Raw genomic sequence first — 17,734 nt, 5'->3', positions numbered from 1 at the left:
GCCCGGGCAAAGCCCCCTCTCGAAGGTTGAGCCCCCCGACCCCCTCTCGATGGTTGAGCCCCCGGCCCCCTCTCGATGGTTGAGCCCCGACCGAGGCGCTAGCCGAGGCCGGGTGTCGAAACCCCTGCCACCCAGACCCCTCAGCGAGGATCGAAGAAACCGAGGGCGTCGTCGCCGACCGACCCGTGGATGCCCGCGTAACGCAGCGCGCGCACACCGCCGACGACGAACCGCGCACCGCGCACGCCGCGCGCCTGCAGGTGCCATGCCAACATCTCGGCGTCGTATCCGTCCTCGCTGACGAGAATCCACTGGGAGTCCGCCTCCGCGCCGCGCAGCGCCTGCCCCGAACCGGGGTGCAGCAGGTCGAGAGCTTGATCCGATTCCACGGCGACCGCGCCGAGAAGTGCTCCCGAGCGTCGATGCTCCACGGCGGTCCGGAGGTCGACGGGGACGGCGCCTGCAGCAACGGCGGACCGGTACTCGTGGGGCTGCAACGACAGCGGAATTGAGACGAAGGGCGCGGAAACGGGCGCAGAGACAGCGAGTGTCATGAGGGAGTCCTCGAAGGTGATCGAACGAGCAGGGAGCCGGAAAGCTGGGCCGACCGCACGAATGCGGACGTCAGCCCAGACAACACTCCTGACAGCTCTTGATCACGAGGTCGATATTGCCATATCCAGCCGCGCTCCGGCCAGAATTAAACGCACGAGGGTTTCGACTCGCTCCGCTCGCTCAACCAGCGAGGGAAGGCGTCTCTCGACACTGCGGCCGCCCCGACGGATGAGCCGCGACCGATGCCCAGCCTCCCTCGGTGGTTGAACCCCGACCGCAGGGCGAGCCCCGTCGGTGGTTGAGCCCCGACCGCAGGGCCAGCCCCCTCGGTGGTTGAGCCCCGACCGCAGGGCGAGCCCCCTCGGTGGTTGAGCCGCGACCGAGGCGCCAGCCGAGGACGCGCGTCGAAACCCGGCGGAGGTCCGCTCCCTCAACCGACGAGAAGAGCGGCTGCCCAACCTGGCAAGACTGGACACAACAAGACAGTGCCCACCACAAGACCGGACGCAAACGGTCGATTCCGGCGTTACAGTGCATTCACCCCGAGTTTCGCACCCTTCGTCAGAACCGAGACGCCGATGAGCATGTCACGCCGGAGTTTCCTCAAGGGTGCGGCGACCGCCGCGGGGGCGGTGACCGCGTCGTCGTTCGCCTCCGGACTGGTGCGGGCCGAACCGTCCGCCGCACGATCGGCCAACGTCGCCGGCACCACCCTCGCCCAAGTGGGCGTCGCCGGACCGCCGCGCGCCAACGGATACCGTCCGCTGACAGCAGGGCGGGCGTGGCCGTTGTACGTCCGCCAGGAACTGGCCCCCGCTAAGGCGGCCCGCGAATCGGCCCGGACGGCGCTCGCGTCCTTCGTGCAGATGACCGACATCCACATCACCGACGTTCAGAGTCCGGCCCGCTTCGAGTACGTGCACCCGATCCAGGGCCCGGCGTTCCGTCCGCAGGAGGCACTCGGCACACAGGGCGCCGTCGCCCTCATCCGACGGATCAACTCGCTGCCCGGCGGCCCGTTCACCGGACGTGGGTTCGACTGCGTGATCTCCACCGGCGACAACACCGACAACCACGAGATCGTCGAACTCGAGTGGTTTCTGCGCATGCTGTCCGGCGGAACCATCGACCCGAATACGGGCGCACGCAACCGTTTCGAGGGTGTTCAGGCCACCGGTTCGGCCCTGTACTGGCGCCCCGAACTCGATGAGCCCGACATCTACAAGGAGCGCGGTCTCCCCCACATCCGCGGGTTCCTGCACGCTGCCATCCGCCCGCACCGCAGTCCCGGCCTGAACGCTCCCTGGTACTCGGTGTTCGGCAACCACGACGACCAGTTCCTGGGGACGGTGCCGAACCACATCCTCGACTGGATGTACCTGTCCGACGTGAAGTTCGATCTGCCCGGAACCGACCCGACAGCCCAAGCGATCGGGCGGGCTCTGAGCACCGACCCGTCGTCCATCGGGCCACTGCTGACGAAGCTCAAGACCACCGGTCCGACGATCCCGACGACGGCGGACGGACGTCGCAGGCCGTACGCGGCACGCGAGTACGTGCGCCGACACTTCGATCCGTCGATCACCGGCCCCGGACCGGTCGGCCACGGCTTCGCCGACCCGGACGGCCCCACCTGGTACCGCTTCCAGATCGCGCCCGGGGTACTCGGTATCGCCATGAACACGACCAACAGTCTGGGCATCGCCGACGGATCGATCAGCGAACGGCAGGTCGACTGGATCGAACGGCAGATCGCCTCGCACCGCGACGAACTGGTGATCGTGTTCAGCCATCACACGTCGAAGAGCATGGGCGTGCGGACACCGAACCCGGAGACGCCCGGGGAACGTCAGTACACCGGCGGTCACCTCGCCTCCCGGCTGAAGCGGCACACGAACGTCATCGCCTGGGTGAACGGTCACACGCACCGCAACGAGATGATCCCGCACCGGGGATCGTCGCCGAAGCACAGCTTCTGGGAGATCAACACCGCCAGCCACATCGATTTCCCGCAGCTGGCGCGCATCATCGAAGTCACCGACAACCGGGACGGAACGCTCAGCATCTTCACCCCGCTGATCGAGGCCGACAGTCCCTACGCGGCCGATGCCTCCGACTTGTCGCAGACCGGTCTGGCGAGTCTGTACCGGGAGATCTCACTCAACGACATCCACCTCGACCCTGAGCACATGGGCAAGGTTCACGACCGCAATTGCGAACTGCTGCTGGCCAATCCGTTCAAGTAGGCGACGGTCCGCTCGGCCCTTCGACGGTCGAGTGAAGACACCGCGACCGTGAGCGACGACGACGTGTCGAGACCACCTGCGCGACACCGATCAGGTCTCGAGACACCGCCTCGGCTAGCGCCTCGCCGGCCCTCGACCAACGAGGAAGGCCACCGGAGACAACAACCAGACCCGCCCTCGACCAACGAGGAAGGCCACCGGAGACAGCAGCCAGACCGGCCCTCGATGAGCGAGGAAGACAACCGGAGACAACAACCAGACCAGCCCTCGACGGGCGAGAAATGGCACCGGAGACAACACCCCTCAACTACGCCAGGGGGCGAGGAGGAGTTTGCACGCCCGGCGCATACTGTCCTCGGCCTCGGCCGGAGTGAGCTCGCCCATCACGGCCCACGACAGGATGCCGTACGCAGTCTGCTCGACCAGGCCGGTGATCTGCAGGTCGTCAGGTGTCGGGTCGGTGATGCCCACGGCGCCGAGGATCCGGCTGCGGAGGTCGAACCCGGTGGTCTGCGACTCGGCGCGAATCGCGTTGATGGAGACGATCATCGCGCGTCCCAGCAGCGGCCGGGCGAGCATGCTCCGGCAGGCCGCGGCCATCATGTCGGCGACCGTTTCGATCGGGTCGGCCGACTTCGCCGTCCGGCCGGGCCCGAGCTCGGTCGCGTACCCGAGCATCAGTGCGGCGAACAGGTGGTGCTTGGTCGGGTGGTAGCGGTACAGCGTCGCCAGTGACACGCCGGCTTCGGCCGCGATGTCGGCCATTCGCACCGAGTCGAGCCCGCGGTCGGCTCCCAGGTGCGCCGCCACGCGCAAGATCCGGCTCGCACGTTCCCGTTGAATGGGAGTGGTCGGGGCGGCCGCCTCCCGTTCCGTGCTCGGCCTAGGCATCGTCACTTCCTCGGTTGACGTCGCTCGCGCGGCCGCCATCCGCGGGGCGCTTCATGAGTTCGGACATGAGTCGATGATGCCCCAGTACGGCCCGCGCACGGTCTGTCTTGGCACCGACGGCCGCGCCGCGCTCGTTCCCTGACACCACATGCACGGGCCCCTCGGCAAGGTGGGCGAGCCCCTCCGCCGCCACCTCGTCCGGCCGCCCGACGACGAGTCCGGGCAGGTCGAAGTCCAGGCCCGCGCGCCGCATGGCTGGTGTATCGGTCACCCCGAGGACCAGGTGCAGGACGTCGACGCCGGCGTCGCGGAGCTCGAGCCACAGGCCTTCGCTGAAGATGCGGACGAACGCCTTGGCGCCGCCGTACACCGTGTGCTGCGACGATCCGAGGTATCCGCTCAACGAGCCGATCGTGACGACGCCGCCGGAACCGCGCTTCTTCATGCGCGCCCCGTAGTGGTGCGCGAGCGCCATCGGCACGGCCACGTTGAGCGTGAGGACCTTCATGAACTCGGCGAGGTCGCCGTCGACGAAATCGGATCCGTAGCTGTTGGCGCCCGCGTTGCAGACCAGCAGCCCCACGTCGAGCGGATCGGTGGCTCGCATGACCCGGTCGAGGTCGGCGGGAACGGTGAGGTCGGCGCTCACCGTGCGAACCTCACGCCCCAGGTCCCGGCACCGCTGCGCCGTGTCCTCGAGCGGCCCCTCCTTGCGCGCGATGAGCACAAGGTCCACGCCGGCCGCGGCGAGCTGCTCGGCGAACTGCGCTCCCACGCCTTCGGAACCGCCGACGACGACAGCCCACGGGCCGTACGCTGCAAGATCGGGCTGGTTCATTGACATCCGCTCCTAGGACTAGAATTCATTCTAGTCTAGATGACATCATGACGGGATGGACCGCAACAGCAAGCCACCCCATTTCGGCGTATCGACGCCGATCGTCGTCCAGGTGCCCGGAATCGCCGATCGGTGGGAGGCCGACGCGACCGTCGCCGATCTGACGACGATCGCCTCCACCGCCGACCGACTCGGATTCGACTACCTCACCTGCGCGGAGCACGTCGCCGTGCCGACGTCCGCGGAGAACCGCGGCGTCACCTACTGGGACCCACTCGCCACGTTGTCGTTCCTGGCCGCCGCGACCACCGACATCCGGCTGGCGACCTCGGTGCTCGTTCTCGGCTACCACCACCCACTCGAAGTCGCGAAGCGCTACGGAACGCTCGACCGTCTCAGCGCGGGTCGCGTCACCCTCGGCGTCGGAGTCGGCTCGCTGGAAGAGGAGTTCGATCTGCTCGGTGCCACGTGGCGAGGCCGGGGCGGCCGCGCAGACGATGCGATGAAAGCGCTGCGTGCCTCGCTGAGTCGGGCCCGTCCCGAGTACCACGGCGATCACTACGACTACGCGGACATGGTCGTTCAACCGCACGCCGTGCAGGACCGGATTCCACTGTGGGTGGGCGGACGGTCGCTGCGGTCCGTGCGCCGCGCGGTGGAGCTCGGTGACGGGTGGATGCCGTTCGGTCTCGGCATCCGGGCGCTCCGTGAGCTGCTCGGTGAGGTCGATGTCCCCGCCGGTTTCGAGATCGTGCTGGGCACACCGCCGCTGGACCCGATCTGGGATCCGGACCGGTCGATGGAGAAGATCACCAGGCTCCTCGACACCGGCGCCACCTCGGTCACCTGCACGCTGACCGCCGACTCGGCGAACCACTACTCCGAGCAGCTCGCCGCCCTCGCTGAACTGATCGCACCGCTCCGCAATCGAATGGAGAACCGATGACCGACACCGTGCTCGCAGATCTGCTGGCCCGAGTCCGGCGCCTCGAGGACGAACGCGACATCGCCCGGCTGATCGCGTCGTACGGTCCGCTCGTCGACGCCGGCGAAGCACACGCCGCGTCGATGCTGTGGGCCGACGACGGCGTGTACGACGTGGAGGGCTGGCTGATGACGAGCCGCGACGACGTGCGAGCCATGGTCGAGTCGCGACCGCACCGCGGCCTCATCGGACGCGGCTGCGTGCACTTCCACTCACCTGCCGTGATTCACGTGGACGGCGACGAGGCGACGGCCGTGTGCGAGACCCTGCTCGTCGTGCGGCGCAACGGCCCCGCGGGCGATACCGGACAAGCCGAGTACAGCGTGCAACGCGCCGGCGCAACGGATTTCACCCTCCGGCGCGACGCGGACTCCGCACACGGCTGGGTGATCAGCCGTCGCACCACGCGACTATTGGACGGCTCCCCGGAGGCTGCCGCGCTGCTGTCTCGTGCGGTGACCGACTGAGTCAGCGACGTCGGGCGCGCTCGTGGACCCGGCGCAGGCCGTCGAGGGTCAGGTGCGGGTGGTGCACGGAGAGGCTGTGGCACTCGTCGAAGATGAGCGGTGCCAGGTAACCGGTGGCGACCACGGTGACCTCGGGGCCGCCGAATCCCGGGATGTCGCGCCGGATGCGTTCGACGAGCCCGTCGACCTGACCGGCGAATCCGTAGAGGATTCCCGACTGCAGAGCTTCGACGGTGTTCTTCCCGACCACGCTGCGCGGCGGCTGGAGTTCCACCTTGCGCACGGTGACGGTGTGCTCGCTGAGCGACTGGACAGCCAGGTCGATACCGGGAGCGATTGCACCGCCGAGGAACTCGCCTTTCGCCGAGACCGCGTCGACGACGGTGGCGGTCCCGCACGCGACCACGATGCACGGGCGGTCCGGATAGTTCTCGTGAGCGGCGAGAGCGTTGGCGACACGATCGGTGCCGATCTCCTTCGGATTGTCGACGAGCAACGGCACACCGGTGCGTACGCCCGGTTCGAGGAGGACGTGCGGGCCGGCACCGAAGTAGCGGGGCAGCATCACGCGCATCTCACGCAGCAGCGACGGCACCGTGGACAACACGGCCACCGAGGTCACCTGTTCGACGTCGGCGCCCAGCATTCCACGCAGCAGCAGCGCCAGCTCGTCGGCCGTGTAGTTCTGCTGGGTGTGGATGCGCCAGTCGCGCACCAGTTCCGCGTGATCACCGGAACCCGCGAACACCCCAAGGTGGATGTTCGTGTTCCCGATGTCGACAGTGAGGAGCATCAGCTGCCGGCGTTCGCCAGTTCCCGATCTCGCTCCGGGTGACGCGGATCCTTCAGACCCGATCCCGAGGGGACGTCCGCTGGATCGTCGCCGAGGCTCACCTGGTTGTTATCGGCGTCGACGAACACCACCCGCGGCGAGTACTCACGCACCTCGGCCTCGTCCATGACGCCGTACGCGATGATGATCACCAGCTCGCCGGGCTTCACCAGATGGGCTGCGGCACCGTTGATGCCGATCACGCCCGTACCGCGCTCGCCGGCGATGACGTACGTCTCCAAGCGGTTTCCGTTGTCGATGTCGACGATGGTGACCTGCTCGCCTTCGAGGAGGTCCGCAGCGTCGAGGAGGTCGGCGTCGATGGTCACCGAGCCGACGTAGTGCAGATCGGCCTGTGTGACCGTCGCCCGATGGATCTTGGACTTCATCATTGTTCGGAACATGCGGGTCATCCCTCTTCTTTCCCAGTGAATCCGGTGCCGATCGCGACGCCGACGTTGTCGATCAGCCGCGTGGTACCGAGTCGGGCTGCGACCAGCAGCCGCCCGTCCCCCAGCTCCGGGGGCTCTTCGAGTCCACGTCCCCGAAGTTCGAGGTAGTCGACCTCGATCTCCGGCTGTGTGTCCAGCACGGCACGCGCGGCGGCGAGGACCGCGTCACGGCCGCCTTCGGCAGCGTGCGTGCCCGCCAGCAGAGCGGCGGACAGCGTGGTGGCCATCTCCCGCTCCGGTTCGGACAGATAACGGTTGCGCGACGACAACGCGAGCCCGTCCGCCTCTCGCACCGTCGGAACGCCGATGATGTCGACGTTCATGTTCATGTCGTTCACCATCTGGTTGACGAGGACGAGCTGCTGGTAGTCCTTCTCGCCGAAGTACGCGGCGTCCGGCGTGGCGATGTGGAGCAGCTTGCCGACCACGGTCAGCATTCCGGCGAAATGCGTTGGCCGACTCGCCCCCTCCAGGATCGCACCGGTCGGCCCCGGGTGCACGGTGGTGCGCGGTCCGTTCGGATACATCGCCGATGCGGTCGGCGCGAACACCAACCCCACCCCCGCTTCGCGCAGCAACTCCAGATCCGCGTCGAGTGTGCGCGGGTACGCATCGAGGTCCTCCCCCGCCCCGAACTGGAGTGGGTTGACGAAGACGGACACGACCACGACGGTGTTCCCGGTCTGCTGCGCCGCACGCACCAACTGCAGGTGGCCCGCGTGCAGGGCGCCCATCGTCGGCACCAGTACGACGCGCTTGCCGGTGGCCCGCAGCGCCTTGCTGACGCGGTGCAGTTCGGTCGGCTCGTGCAGCACCGTCGTCTCACCGGGGGTGAACAGGGGCTTATCGGTCACGGCTGTGCCTCCAGCAGGTTGCGCAGAGCGGGGTCGGCGTCGTGTTGCGCGGCAGCGCGCCCGGCGAGCACGCGGTAGCCGCGAGCGATCCCCGCGTGGACGTCGGACAATGAGTCGAGATGCCGGGCGACGGTGTCGACGTCGCCGCGTGCGACGGGCCCGGTCAGCGAGTCCCGCCCGTTAGCCAGCACGTTCTCCAACGACGCGGTGACCAGTGGAGCGAGGAGTTGCTCGGCCAGTCCGGAGCCGCCGCCGTCGACGGTGGCGGTCTGGGCCCCGTCGCCTCCGGGGCCGCCGATGGCCGCGCTCAATGCGGTCACCGCATCGGTGATGAGGGCGTTGAGATTGTTCGCACCGTGCGCGAGGGCCGCGTGGTAGAGGATCCGGCTGGTCTCGGCGATGCGGATCGGCGTCGCACCGATCTCCATGACCAGCGCCATCGCGATCGCGTCGCCGATCTCGTCGGCCGCGGTGACTCCGAAGCAGGCCGATCGCAGTCGCTGAGTATCGCCGGCGTCTCCGACGAAGGTCATGGCCGGATGCGTCGCCAGCACGATGCCGCCGCAGTGCGCGACCGAGGAGAGGATCTCGACGCCGTGCGCACCCGCCGTGTGGGTGACGATGGTGCCGGGGCGGAACTGCTCGCATGCAGCGACCTGCCCGGCGACGTCCGCGAGTTCGGTGTCCGGCACGGCCAGCACGATGAGATCGGATGCGGCGACGATCTGCGGAAGGTCCAGGATCTGCGCGGAGGGAAGTCGTTCGGCGGCGCGAGCGGCTGAACGCGGTGAAGGTGCGTGCGCCGAGGCGACGCGGTGACCGGCTGCAGCGAGCGCCTCACCCAGCGCCGTCCCTACGCGGCCGGCGGAGATGATGCCGACACGCAGGCGCGCAGGTGTCGTCGGTGAATTCACCGCTGCCTCCATTCGTTCCAGTCCCGGCGACGCTTTCGCGCGCCCTGGGTACCAGACGTTCGGTCACCACGATAAACCCAGGCCGCGCCAGGTGTCACAACCGTGTGATCGGCTTCACCGGCAGCGTCGCCTGGAAAACGAACTCGCCCCGGCCGATGAGGCCGGGGCGAGTCGATCGAAATGGTCGGTCAGTCGCGACGACGGCGACCGCCGCCGCCTTCCGGCTGACGAGAGCCTTCCGACTGGCGGTAGCCCTCGGACGACTCGCGGAGCCGCTTGAGCAGTTCGCTCGCCGGGCTGCCTGCCACGTGCGCACCGTCGTCGACCGGCTGCTGCGGCTCGGCCTGCTGGGGCTCGGCCTGCTGGGGCTGAGCCCGCTCCTCTTGCGGCTGACCTTGGGCCTGCTGAGGGGCCTGGCGCATCGGACCCGACGGCGGCTCGTACGCACCGGCGGCAAAGGCTGCGCGCTGATGAGGGCCGGTCTGGGCGCCACCCGTGTGGGGTCCGGCCTGGTACTGCGGAGCCTCCGGATTGCGCTGCGGCTGCCCCTGCACCGGCCCCTGAGGTCGTTGCTGTCCGTACGGTCGCTGCTGTTGCTGCGGGCGCTGCTGCCCCTGCGGGCGCTGGGGTCCACGCTGGAACGGTCGGCTGCCCTGGGCCTGCTGAGGCTGGGCCTGCTGAGGTTGGGCCTGCTGCACCTGCGGGCGCCACTGCTGCGGCGCCTGGGTTCGCTCGGCCTCGGTCTCAGCTTCGATTTCCGTCTCGGCTTCGATTTCAGGCTCATCGACCTGCTCGGCCGGATCGTCGGTGACGACCGGGATGATCTCGGTCATCTCGACAGCGGGAGTCTCGTCCTGTGCTGCCTCGGCCGGCACATGACGTCCTGAGTCCGACGGCGGCGCGGTCGACGCGAAGTCGCGCTCGGCGGCGGCCCGGTCATCGGCGACGGCCACGTACGACGCGCCCGAGAGTCCCGAACCGAGTTCGCGCGGCTTGTCCAGGCCGAGTGCGATGCGGGTGTCCGGGAGTGGTCGGCCGAGAAGTTCCTCGAGGCTCGCACGCAGCGCCAGCACCTGCGTCTTGAGTTCGTCGAGTTCTTGATTCGACTCGGTGGCCACCTCGTGCCGGATGGCCGACTCGACGTCCGACTCGTACTGGCGACGGGCGGCGATCTCCCGTTCCAGCTGAAGCTCGTACACCAGCCGCAGGTCACGGCTGCGCGACTCGGCCGTGTCGGCCTGTCTGCGGTACTTGGTGACCAGCAGCGCCCCGATCACCGCCGCCCACAGCGCCGCGATCACGGCGAGCGTGGCGGTCGTCGACAGATCGTCGCCGAGCACCATCAGCACGCTTGCGACCAGCGCCAGCGCGACGAACAGAATGATCGCCCACTGTCCGGCTGACGGGCGAGAGGCCTGAGTCTCGTCGGTTCGTCCCTCATCGGTCATGCCACGAACTTACCGGTACACCCATGTCGAGCCGGGTACCGCACCTCGGAGAGTCCCTGAAAGCCCGGTGTTTCGCCGTCAGCGTCAGGCCGGATAGGCGTCGGGTGTCTGCGCGTCGTCGGTCGGATCGTCGGGGGCACGGCAGCAGAACTCGAGCCAGAGCGACGCCACCACCAGGACCACACCGCCTGCGGCCCCGACGATCGCCGCGGGCCGGTCGGCGCGCGCGGCGTCGAGCAGGCCGTTGTCGAGCAGGAAGATCAGCACTCCCGTCCAGCCACCCGCCGCCACCGCGCCGAGGATCGCCGACGCCTTGCCGAGCACCATGGTGCGGGCCACCGTGATCGGGTGCAGTTGGCTGAGAGCCGGACCGACGCCCTGATCGGACACCCGGGATCGCACGTAGAAGCCGATCCCCACCTCGATCGCCGCCAGCAGGTAGAGGACGACGCTCGCCGGCCACGGCAGCGACGGGAACTCGCCGTAGTTGTAGCGGATCAGGATCCAGAGTGCGAGACCGGCGACGACGGCGATCGCGATCAGATCGCGCACCCGAGTGACGTGGAGCCGGCCGTCGTCCTCGGGTGACTGCTGCCCGCCTCGTGGGGCCGTCATACCAGCGGACCCGCCCGCCGCACACCGGACACTTCCTCGTCGGCCAAACCGGCGATCAGGTCGGCGACCCGTCGCGAGCCGCGCGGCGTCGGCAGTTCGGCGTCAGCGTCGGCGTCGAGCCACGGCACGAGCACGAACGCCCGTTGCGCGGCACGCGGATGCGGCAGCGTGAGTTCCGGATCGTCGGAGATGACGGCGGTGCCGTCCACCTCCGCGCTGACGACGTCGACGTCCAGGGTGCGGGGTCCCCAGCGGACGTCGCGGACGCGCTGCGCCGCCTGCTCGCAGTCCCAGCAGAACTCCAGCCACTGCCGCGGGCTCCGGTCACCGTGCGCGATGAGGGTCACGTTCGCGAAGTCGTCCTGTTCGACGCCGCCCCACGGTGCCGTCAGATAGACGTCGGACACCGCGATCAGGTCATCGCCGAGGGCGGTGACCACCGAGCGCAGGAAGCTGTCGCGGTCGCCGATGTTCGACCCCGCCGACAGCACCACCCGGGATGTCGTCACGGCTGCGACCTGCCCTGCGGCTCCCGCGAGCGACGGGTGACGACGGCGACGTCGTCGAAGGCCAGCGGGATGGGTGCGGAAGGTTTGTGCACGGTGACCTCGCAGGCCGAGATCCGCTCGTCGTCGGCCATCACGCCGTCGGCGATCTCCCCGACCACCGTCTCGATGAGATTCCGTGCCGGACCGGCGATGACGTCGGCCGCCCGCTGCGCCAGCGTCCCGTAGTCGACGGTGTCGGCGAGATCATCGGACGCAGCGGCTGCGCTCAAGTCGGTCCAGAGCGTGACGTCGACGATGAAGTCCTGACCGTCGCGTCGCTCGTGGTCGAAGACCCCGTGGTTGCCGCGCACGCGCAGTCCGCGCAGTTCGATCCGGTCAGCCATGCGTCCCCCTGTTCCCGCCGACGCGCCAGGCGGCGGCGACGTCGATCGCGTCGCGACTGGAGGCGACGTCGTGCACGCGGACGCCCCAGGCACCGCCCGCAGCGGACAGCGCGGAGACGGCCGCGGTCGCCACCTCACGCCCCGCGGGCGGCCTGCTCTCACCGTCCCGGGCGAGCAATGACCCGAGGAAACGTTTCCGTGACGCCCCGATGAGCACCGGGAATCCGAGACCTACGAGTGTCGGCAGCGCGTGCAGCAGCGCCCAGTTGTGGTCGCCGGTCTTCGCGAAGCCCAGCCCCGGATCGAGGATGATCTGGTCGGGGTCCACGCCGGCCGCGACAGCTGCGTCGACCTGACCGAGTAGTTCGCCGGACACCTCGGCCACCACGTCCCGGTATCCGCCCGCCTCGTCGACGCGATGGGTGAAGTGCCGGTCCTCGGTGGGTTCGGCGGCCGATGGCCGCCAGTGCATGAGAATCCAGGGCACGCTGGCTGCGGCGCACACGCGGCCCATGTCGGGGTCCGCGCGGCCGCCGGAGACGTCGTTGATGATGTCCGCACCGGCGTTCAGCGCAGCCTCGGCCACCGACGCGCGCATCGTGTCGACCGACACTCGCACGCCCTGCGCGTGCAACGCGGCGATCACCGGCGCCACGCGCTCCGCCTCCGTCGCCGGGTCGACGCGGATCGCTCCGGGTCGGGTCGACTCACCGCCGACGTCGACGATGTCGGCACCGGTCGCGGCCATCGTGATGCCGTGGTCGATCGCGTCGTCGAGGTTCAGATAACGACCGCCGTCGGAGAACGAATCGGCGGTCACGTTCAGCACTCCCATCACGAGGGTGCGCTCGGGTGCCTCCCCGCCCGGGCCGTGTGCGGGAAGCGCTTCTTCGGATTGCTGCCGGGTCACCGGGTGATCAGATCCAATGCCTCACCACGCGAGACGGCGCTCGTCTTGAACAGTCCGCGCACGGCCGACGTCGTCGTGGTGGCGCCGGGCTTGCGGATGCCGCGCATCGCCATGCACAGATGCTCGGCCTCGATCACGACGATCACGCCGCGCGGGTTGAGCCTGCGGACCAGCGCATCCGCGATCTGACTGGTGAGCCGCTCCTGCACCTGCGGCCGTTTGGCGTACAGGTCGACGACGCGCGCCAGCTTCGACAGACCGGTCACCTGGCCGCTCTCACCCGGGATGTAGCCGACGTGCGCGACGCCCCGGAACGCGACCAGGTGATGCTCGCACGTGGAGTACATCGGGATGTCCTTCACCAGCACGAGTTCCTGGTGCCCCTCGTCGAAGACGGTGGCCAGCACCTCGTCCGGCTCGGTGTACAGACCGGCGAACATCTCGCGGTACGCATTCGCGACGCGCGTCGGGGTCCGCAGCAGTCCTTGGCGGTCGGGGTCCTCACCCACCGCGATGAGGAGTTCGCGGACGGCCGCCTCGGCGCGCTCCTGATCGAACTCACCGGCAGCAGCGTGCCCGCCGACCGGCGCGACGCCGTTCGGGCTCTGCGCGTCGTCCACACTCGTCATCGACTCGTCCGTTTCCTCAGTACCGACAATTCCTGTGCTGCTGACTCAGGTCACCGACGGTCGCCGGTGGTTCCCTGACCGTCGTCGCCGGGTTCCGCGGGCGGCCAGCCGGGGGCCGACCAGTCGCGGGGAGCGCCGTAGTCCGGACGGGTCCCCGCCGGGGACTGTCCGGGCTGACCGCCGGGGTACTGGTATCCGGGACGGTGCTCGCCCTGCCCGTCCTCGCGGTGCTGTCCACCGTTCGGCGCCTGCTGCCCGTACGGGTTCTCGGCGTAGTGGGGCGCCGGACCTGAGTGCTGGTCCTGGCCGCGTTGCCCGTTGTAGTCCGGGGCCTGCCCGTACTGCGGGTACTGGCCGTACTGCGGCGCCGGCTGGGCGCCCTGGCCGTACTGCGGCTGATAGGGGGCGCCTTGACCGTACTGGGGCTGGTACTGCGGCGGCTGCCCGTACTGGGGGCCGTACTGCGGCGGCTGACCGTACTGGCCCGCTTCCGGTCCCGGCTGGCCGAAGCCGTCACCGCTGGGGGTGCCCTGCCAATCGCCCGGCTGCGTCTCCGGACGGGGCTCCGGCTCCGGGGGCCACGGCTCGCCGCGTTCGATCGCCCGCTCACCGGGCGTCTTGATCGGCGGCTTGGTGCTCGGGACGCGATCGCCGAAGACGTCGAACTTGGTGATGCGCGGACGCTTCCCTACCCCTTCGAGAATCAGCTCGAGGTCCTTGCGGACCAGGGTCTCCTTCTCCAGGAGCGCGCCCGCCAGCTCGTCGAGGAGATCGCGGTAGTCGTTCAGGATGGCCCACGCCTCGGTGTGCGCGGCCTCGATCAGATCGCGGACCTCGGCGTCGATCTCGGCAGCGACACCCGACGAGTAGTCATTGGTGTTGGTCTGACCGCGGCCCAGGAACGGGTCGCCCTGCTCCTGCCCGTACCGGACGGCACCGAGCTTGGCGCTCATCCCGTACTCGGTGACCATGGCGCGAGCGATCTTGGTGGCCTGGTCGATATCGGAGCTGGCGCCGGTCGTCGGCTCGTGGAACACCAGTTCCTCGGCTGCGCGGCCGCCCATCGCCATCACCAGACGGGCGATCATCTCCGACCGGGTCATCAGGTCCTTGTCCTGCTCCGGCACGGCGAGCGCGTGCCCGCCGGTCCGGCCGCGAGCGAGGATGGTGACCTTGTAGATCGGGTCGAGGTCGGGCATCGCCCACGCGGCGAGCGTGTGCCCGCTCTCGTGGTACGCGACGGTCTTCTTCTCCTGCTCGCTGATGATGCGGCTCTTGCGGCGGGGTCCGCCGATCACACGGTCGACGGCCTCCTCCAGGTTCTCGCCGCTGATCACCGTCTGGTGCTCGCGGGCGGTCAGCAGGGCGGCCTCGTTGATCACATTGGCGAGATCGGCGCCGGACATGCCGGGCGTGCGCTTGCCGAGCCCGTCCAGATCGGCGTCCGGGGCGATCGGCTTGCCCTTCGAATGCACCTTGAGGATGGCGCGACGACCGGCGATGTCCGGGTTGGAGACCGGGATCTGGCGGTCGAAACGGCCGGGACGCAGGAGCGCCGGGTCGAGGATGTCGGGCCGGTTGGTCGCCGCCATGACGATGACGCCCGACCGGTCGCCGAATCCGTCCATCTCGACGAGCAACTGGTTCAGGGTCTGCTCTCGCTCGTCGTGTCCACCGCCGAGGCCCGCACCGCGCTGGCGGCCGACCGCGTCGATCTCGTCGACGAAGATGATGCAGGGGCTGTTCTCCTTGGCCTGCTCGAACATGTCGCGGACACGCGAGGCGCCCACGCCGACGAACATCTCGACGAAGTCCGAACCGGAGATCGAGTAGAACGGCACCCCCGCCTCACCGGCGACGGCTCGGGCCAGCAGCGTCTTACCGGTGCCGGGCGGTCCGTAGAGCAGCACGCCCTTGGGGATCTTGGCGCCGAGTGCCTGGTACCGAGCGGGGCTCTGCAGGAAGTCGCGGATCTCGTCGAGTTCCTCGACTGCCTCATCGGCGCCTGCGACGTCGGCGAACGTGGTCTTCGGCATGTCCTTGGTGAGCTGCTTGGCCTTCGACTTACCGAAGCCCATCACGCCGCCGCGGCCACCGCCCTGCACGCGATTCATCAGGAAGAAGAACAACCCGAACAGGATGATCATCGGCAGGACGAAGATCAGGATCGACTGCCAGATCCCGGAGTCCTTGGTGATGTTCGTCTGGTACGGAGCGCCGGTCTTGACGGCGGCGTTGAAGATGCGCGACGAGACACCCGACGGGTACTGGGCGGTGATCTTCGTCTGATCGGCGTCGTCGACCTTGACCGGCTGCTTCAGTTCGATGCGAAGGCGCTGTTCACGGTCGTCGATCTGGATCGACTTCACGTTCTTCTTGTCGAGCTGAGTCATGGCGACGGACGTGTCTACGCCTGCGTATTCGCGGTCGGTGTTCCGCATCACGCTCCAGCCCCACAGGGCGAGCAGGATGACGGCCACGATGGCCAGATTCCGGAACAGTTTTTTGCGGTTCATGGATTTGCGCGCGGGCCGGTGTCGGAGGCGGCGTCTTCGCCGTGGCTCACCACCGGACCTCTAGTCCTTCCCGTTGACTCGGAATACGAGGCTACCTGTCAACGCATCAGAGGCTTTCAATGTTCCCCGCGAGGCGTAGTCGGAAGTCCCCGCGAGGTGGACTCGGGGCGCCTCGCGGCTGGTCAGGAGGAGTAGACCGCCGGGTGCAGCCGACCCACGTACGGGAGATCCCGGTACCGCTCGGCGTAGTCGAGGCCGTACCCGACGACGAACTCGTTGGCGATGTCGAAACCGACGTCGGACACCTCGAGGGTGGCGCGGACCGCATCGGGCTTACGCAGCAGGGTCACGACCTCGAGTGAGCGCGGCGATCGCATCGCGAGGTTCCGGATGAGCCAGGAGAGGGTGAGACCCGAATCGATGATGTCCTCGACGATCAGGACGTCTCGATCTGTGATGTCGCGGTCCAGGTCCTTCAAGATGCGCACCACACCCGAGGACGACGTGGACGAACCGTAACTCGACACCGCCATGAACTCGAGCTGGGACGGGATCGGCAGCGCGCGTGCGAAATCGGTCATGAACATGACCGCGCCTTTGAGGACGCCGATGAGGACGAGGTCGTCCGGGCGGTCCTGGTAGCGCTCGCCGACGGCACGGGCCATCTCCTCGGTCCGCGCCTGGATCTGCTCCTGAGTGATCAGGATTTCCTCGATGTCGTCGCCATAGCTGTCGTCGCGCTCCACGTCTCTAGCTTCGCACGTCGGCGCAACGGGACGGACGGGGGTTTGCCGACAGCGAATTCCGCGGCAGAAAACGTCCATTGATCGGTGTAGTTCGTTCAGTGGCTTTTTCACGCATATGCGTCACATGCGAACCTTACATCACTTTAACCCCAATTCGGACATCGCGAGCTGCGGTTTTGTCGCGGCACCTTGGAATACTCATCGCGTCGGCGTCGGGGTGGTGCCGTTCACTACTTATCCGAAAGAGAGATTCATGTCTCTACGCATTGTCCGCAACATGTTCGTTGCACTCGTGGCACTGGCTACGGCCCTGCCCTTCGTCGCCGCGCCGGCTCATGCCGCTCCTGCTGACAGCCAGACGCGCGCCCAGGTTCAGACGAACGACAACGATGTCGAGGTCAAGATCTTCAACGGCAGTCTCACCGCTGAAGACGGGTTCCTCGTGTTCCGCAACGATACGGGCAAGGCGACGGAGAAGTACCCGCTGAGCTTCATCGCCCCGGATAATCGGACCTACCCGATCGACGCGTCGATCAAGGGCGACACCGCCACCCTGGTTCCGTCGAAGAACGCCGCGCGCTCAACCACGACCGACGCGCGCGTGCTGGCGAAGTCGAACGTCGCCGACCGAGGCGGGTACAAGAGCAAGCATGAGCGTGACGATGCTGCTCTTAACCGTCTGAACTCGGAAATGGCAGCAGGCGGCACGATCTCCGCGTTGATCGGTACGGCAGTCGGTGCTGTCGTTGGCGGTGCGGTTGGATGCCTTGTCGGCATGGTGGCCACCCCGTTCGGATGCTTCTTCGCAGGCCTGCCGATCGGTGCCACTATCGGCGGAGTCATCGGCACCGTCGCCATCGGCGGACCGGCAGCGGTCGTCTCGATCGTCCGCTACTTCAACACGATCAACGCGCCCTTTAAGAACGTGAAGTCGCGCAACTGAC

At 68.2% G+C, this 17,734-nt stretch carries 19 protein-coding genes; 4 read left to right on the top strand and 15 right to left on the bottom strand.

Features of this window, described 5'->3' with window-relative positions:
* Positions 1–140: 140 nt before the first annotated feature.
* Positions 141–554 carry a rhodanese-like domain-containing protein gene (locus FO044_RS01690; RefSeq protein ID WP_132992947.1) on the bottom strand — a complete coding sequence of 138 codons (414 nt, stop codon included), beginning with the start codon at positions 552–554 and terminating at the stop codon, positions 141–143.
* Positions 555–1,133: 579 nt separating this feature from the next.
* Here FO044_RS01690 and FO044_RS01685 point away from each other — a divergent pair.
* On the top strand, positions 1,134–2,801 hold the full coding sequence (locus tag FO044_RS01685) for a TIGR03767 family metallophosphoesterase (RefSeq protein ID WP_132992946.1): 1,668 nt from the start codon (positions 1,134–1,136) through the stop codon (positions 2,799–2,801).
* A 303-nt stretch (positions 2,802–3,104) separates the two neighbouring features.
* On the opposite strand, the gene FO044_RS01680 is transcribed toward FO044_RS01685, so the two are convergent.
* Positions 3,105–3,692: a TetR/AcrR family transcriptional regulator gene (locus FO044_RS01680; RefSeq protein WP_132992945.1), complete on the bottom strand. Its 588-nt coding sequence runs from the start codon at positions 3,690–3,692 to the stop codon at positions 3,105–3,107.
* Complete coding sequence (locus tag FO044_RS01675; protein WP_165943076.1) at positions 3,685–4,530, bottom strand: SDR family NAD(P)-dependent oxidoreductase; 846 nt, start codon at positions 4,528–4,530, stop codon at positions 3,685–3,687. Before FO044_RS01675 ends, FO044_RS01680 begins: the two co-directional genes overlap by 8 nt.
* A gap of 55 nt (positions 4,531–4,585) precedes the next feature.
* On the opposite strand from FO044_RS01675, the gene FO044_RS01670 reads away from it, so the two are divergent.
* Together FO044_RS01670 and FO044_RS01665 are read left to right on the top strand one after the other, a co-directional pair.
* Positions 4,586–5,476: an LLM class F420-dependent oxidoreductase gene (locus tag FO044_RS01670; RefSeq protein WP_132992943.1), complete on the top strand. Its 891-nt coding sequence runs from the start codon at positions 4,586–4,588 to the stop codon at positions 5,474–5,476.
* Positions 5,473–5,982 (top strand): nuclear transport factor 2 family protein, encoded by a 510-nt coding sequence (locus FO044_RS01665; RefSeq protein WP_132992942.1) that lies wholly within the window; start codon positions 5,473–5,475, stop codon positions 5,980–5,982. Before FO044_RS01670 ends, FO044_RS01665 begins: the two co-directional genes overlap by 4 nt.
* A gap of 1 nt (position 5,983) precedes the next feature.
* On the opposite strand, the gene FO044_RS01660 is transcribed toward FO044_RS01665, so the two are convergent.
* The 12 genes from FO044_RS01660 to hpt all read right to left on the bottom strand — a co-directional run bounded on the left by FO044_RS01660 (position 5,984) and on the right by hpt (position 16,790).
* Positions 5,984–6,775, bottom strand: a complete 792-nt coding sequence (locus tag FO044_RS01660; protein ID WP_132992941.1) for a type III pantothenate kinase — start codon at positions 6,773–6,775, stop codon at positions 5,984–5,986.
* Positions 6,775–7,218 (bottom strand): aspartate 1-decarboxylase, encoded by a 444-nt coding sequence (gene panD, locus FO044_RS01655; RefSeq protein ID WP_132992940.1) that lies wholly within the window; start codon positions 7,216–7,218, stop codon positions 6,775–6,777. The genes FO044_RS01660 and panD overlap by 1 nt, the downstream gene beginning before the upstream one ends.
* A gap of 5 nt (positions 7,219–7,223) precedes the next feature.
* Entirely contained in the window at positions 7,224–8,120 is an 897-nt protein-coding gene (panC, locus tag FO044_RS01650; RefSeq protein ID WP_132992939.1) for a pantoate--beta-alanine ligase, read from the bottom strand.
* Positions 8,117–9,034, bottom strand: a complete 918-nt coding sequence (locus tag FO044_RS01645; RefSeq protein ID WP_235831403.1) for a Rossmann-like and DUF2520 domain-containing protein — start codon at positions 9,032–9,034, stop codon at positions 8,117–8,119. The genes panC and FO044_RS01645 overlap by 4 nt, the downstream gene beginning before the upstream one ends.
* 188 nt (positions 9,035–9,222) lie before the next feature.
* Positions 9,223–10,482, bottom strand: coding sequence for a DUF6779 domain-containing protein (locus tag FO044_RS01640; RefSeq protein ID WP_132992937.1), 1,260 nt, complete (start codon positions 10,480–10,482; stop codon positions 9,223–9,225).
* 84 nt (positions 10,483–10,566) lie between these two features.
* On the bottom strand, positions 10,567–11,097 hold the full coding sequence (locus FO044_RS01635; RefSeq protein ID WP_132992936.1) for a DUF3180 domain-containing protein: 531 nt from the start codon (positions 11,095–11,097) through the stop codon (positions 10,567–10,569).
* Positions 11,094–11,606 (bottom strand): 2-amino-4-hydroxy-6-hydroxymethyldihydropteridine diphosphokinase, encoded by a 513-nt coding sequence (gene folK / locus FO044_RS01630; RefSeq protein ID WP_132992935.1) that lies wholly within the window; start codon positions 11,604–11,606, stop codon positions 11,094–11,096. The genes FO044_RS01635 and folK overlap by 4 nt, the downstream gene beginning before the upstream one ends.
* Positions 11,603–11,989 (bottom strand): dihydroneopterin aldolase, encoded by a 387-nt coding sequence (gene folB / locus FO044_RS01625; protein WP_132992934.1) that lies wholly within the window; start codon positions 11,987–11,989, stop codon positions 11,603–11,605. The genes folK and folB overlap by 4 nt, the downstream gene beginning before the upstream one ends.
* Positions 11,982–12,824, bottom strand: a complete 843-nt coding sequence (gene folP / locus FO044_RS01620; RefSeq protein ID WP_132993431.1) for a dihydropteroate synthase — start codon at positions 12,822–12,824, stop codon at positions 11,982–11,984. The genes folB and folP overlap by 8 nt, the downstream gene beginning before the upstream one ends.
* A gap of 71 nt (positions 12,825–12,895) precedes the next feature.
* The gene (gene folE, locus FO044_RS01615) at positions 12,896–13,528 is read right to left on the bottom strand and encodes a GTP cyclohydrolase I FolE (RefSeq protein ID WP_235831402.1); all 633 of its coding nucleotides are present in this window, start codon (positions 13,526–13,528) and stop codon (positions 12,896–12,898) included.
* 50 nt (positions 13,529–13,578) lie between these two features.
* Positions 13,579–16,044: an ATP-dependent zinc metalloprotease FtsH gene (ftsH, locus tag FO044_RS01610; RefSeq protein ID WP_132992933.1), complete on the bottom strand. Its 2,466-nt coding sequence runs from the start codon at positions 16,042–16,044 to the stop codon at positions 13,579–13,581.
* A 182-nt stretch (positions 16,045–16,226) separates the two neighbouring features.
* Positions 16,227–16,790 carry a hypoxanthine phosphoribosyltransferase gene (gene hpt / locus FO044_RS01605; RefSeq protein WP_132992932.1) on the bottom strand — a complete coding sequence of 188 codons (564 nt, stop codon included), beginning with the start codon at positions 16,788–16,790 and terminating at the stop codon, positions 16,227–16,229.
* Positions 16,791–16,914: 124 nt separating this feature from the next.
* Between hpt and FO044_RS01600 the strand changes: the two genes are divergently transcribed.
* Positions 16,915–17,733, top strand: a complete 819-nt coding sequence (locus FO044_RS01600) for a DUF8020 domain-containing protein (protein ID WP_235831401.1) — start codon at positions 16,915–16,917, stop codon at positions 17,731–17,733.
* Position 17,734: the final 1 nt, after the last annotated feature.

The organism is Gordonia zhaorongruii (assembly GCF_007559005.1).
GTDB classification, from domain to species: domain Bacteria; phylum Actinomycetota; class Actinomycetes; order Mycobacteriales; family Mycobacteriaceae; genus Gordonia; species Gordonia zhaorongruii.
The sequence above is the reverse complement of the archived record's forward strand: the minus strand, read 5'-3'. Positions and strand labels throughout refer to the sequence as shown.

Excerpts from the sequence above, each read along its gene's own strand:
- FO044_RS01670 (WP_132992943.1), top strand. The coding sequence starts at position 4,586 with ATGGACCGCAACAGCAAGCCACCCCATTTCGGCGTATCGACGCCGATC.
- FO044_RS01665 (WP_132992942.1), top strand. The coding sequence starts at position 5,473 with ATGACCGACACCGTGCTCGCAGATCTGCTGGCCCGAGTCCGGCGCCTC.
- FO044_RS01640 (WP_132992937.1), bottom strand. The coding sequence starts at position 10,482 with ATGACCGATGAGGGACGAACCGACGAGACTCAGGCCTCTCGCCCGTCA.
- panD (WP_132992940.1), bottom strand. The coding sequence starts at position 7,218 with ATGTTCCGAACAATGATGAAGTCCAAGATCCATCGGGCGACGGTCACA.
- FO044_RS01635 (WP_132992936.1), bottom strand. The coding sequence starts at position 11,097 with ATGACGGCCCCACGAGGCGGGCAGCAGTCACCCGAGGACGACGGCCGG.
- FO044_RS01680 (WP_132992945.1), bottom strand. The coding sequence starts at position 3,692 with ATGCCTAGGCCGAGCACGGAACGGGAGGCGGCCGCCCCGACCACTCCC.
- FO044_RS01675 (WP_165943076.1), bottom strand. The coding sequence starts at position 4,530 with ATGAACCAGCCCGATCTTGCAGCGTACGGCCCGTGGGCTGTCGTCGTC.
- folP (WP_132993431.1), bottom strand. The coding sequence starts at position 12,824 with ATGGGAGTGCTGAACGTGACCGCCGATTCGTTCTCCGACGGCGGTCGT.
- folB (WP_132992934.1), bottom strand. The coding sequence starts at position 11,989 with ATGGCTGACCGGATCGAACTGCGCGGACTGCGCGTGCGCGGCAACCAC.
- FO044_RS01685 (WP_132992946.1), top strand. The coding sequence starts at position 1,134 with ATGAGCATGTCACGCCGGAGTTTCCTCAAGGGTGCGGCGACCGCCGCG.
- folE (WP_235831402.1), bottom strand. The coding sequence starts at position 13,528 with ATGACGAGTGTGGACGACGCGCAGAGCCCGAACGGCGTCGCGCCGGTC.
- ftsH (WP_132992933.1), bottom strand. The coding sequence starts at position 16,044 with ATGAACCGCAAAAAACTGTTCCGGAATCTGGCCATCGTGGCCGTCATC.
- FO044_RS01660 (WP_132992941.1), bottom strand. The coding sequence starts at position 6,775 with ATGCTCCTCACTGTCGACATCGGGAACACGAACATCCACCTTGGGGTG.
- FO044_RS01690 (WP_132992947.1), bottom strand. The coding sequence starts at position 554 with ATGACACTCGCTGTCTCTGCGCCCGTTTCCGCGCCCTTCGTCTCAATT.
- FO044_RS01600 (WP_235831401.1), top strand. The coding sequence starts at position 16,915 with ATGCGAACCTTACATCACTTTAACCCCAATTCGGACATCGCGAGCTGC.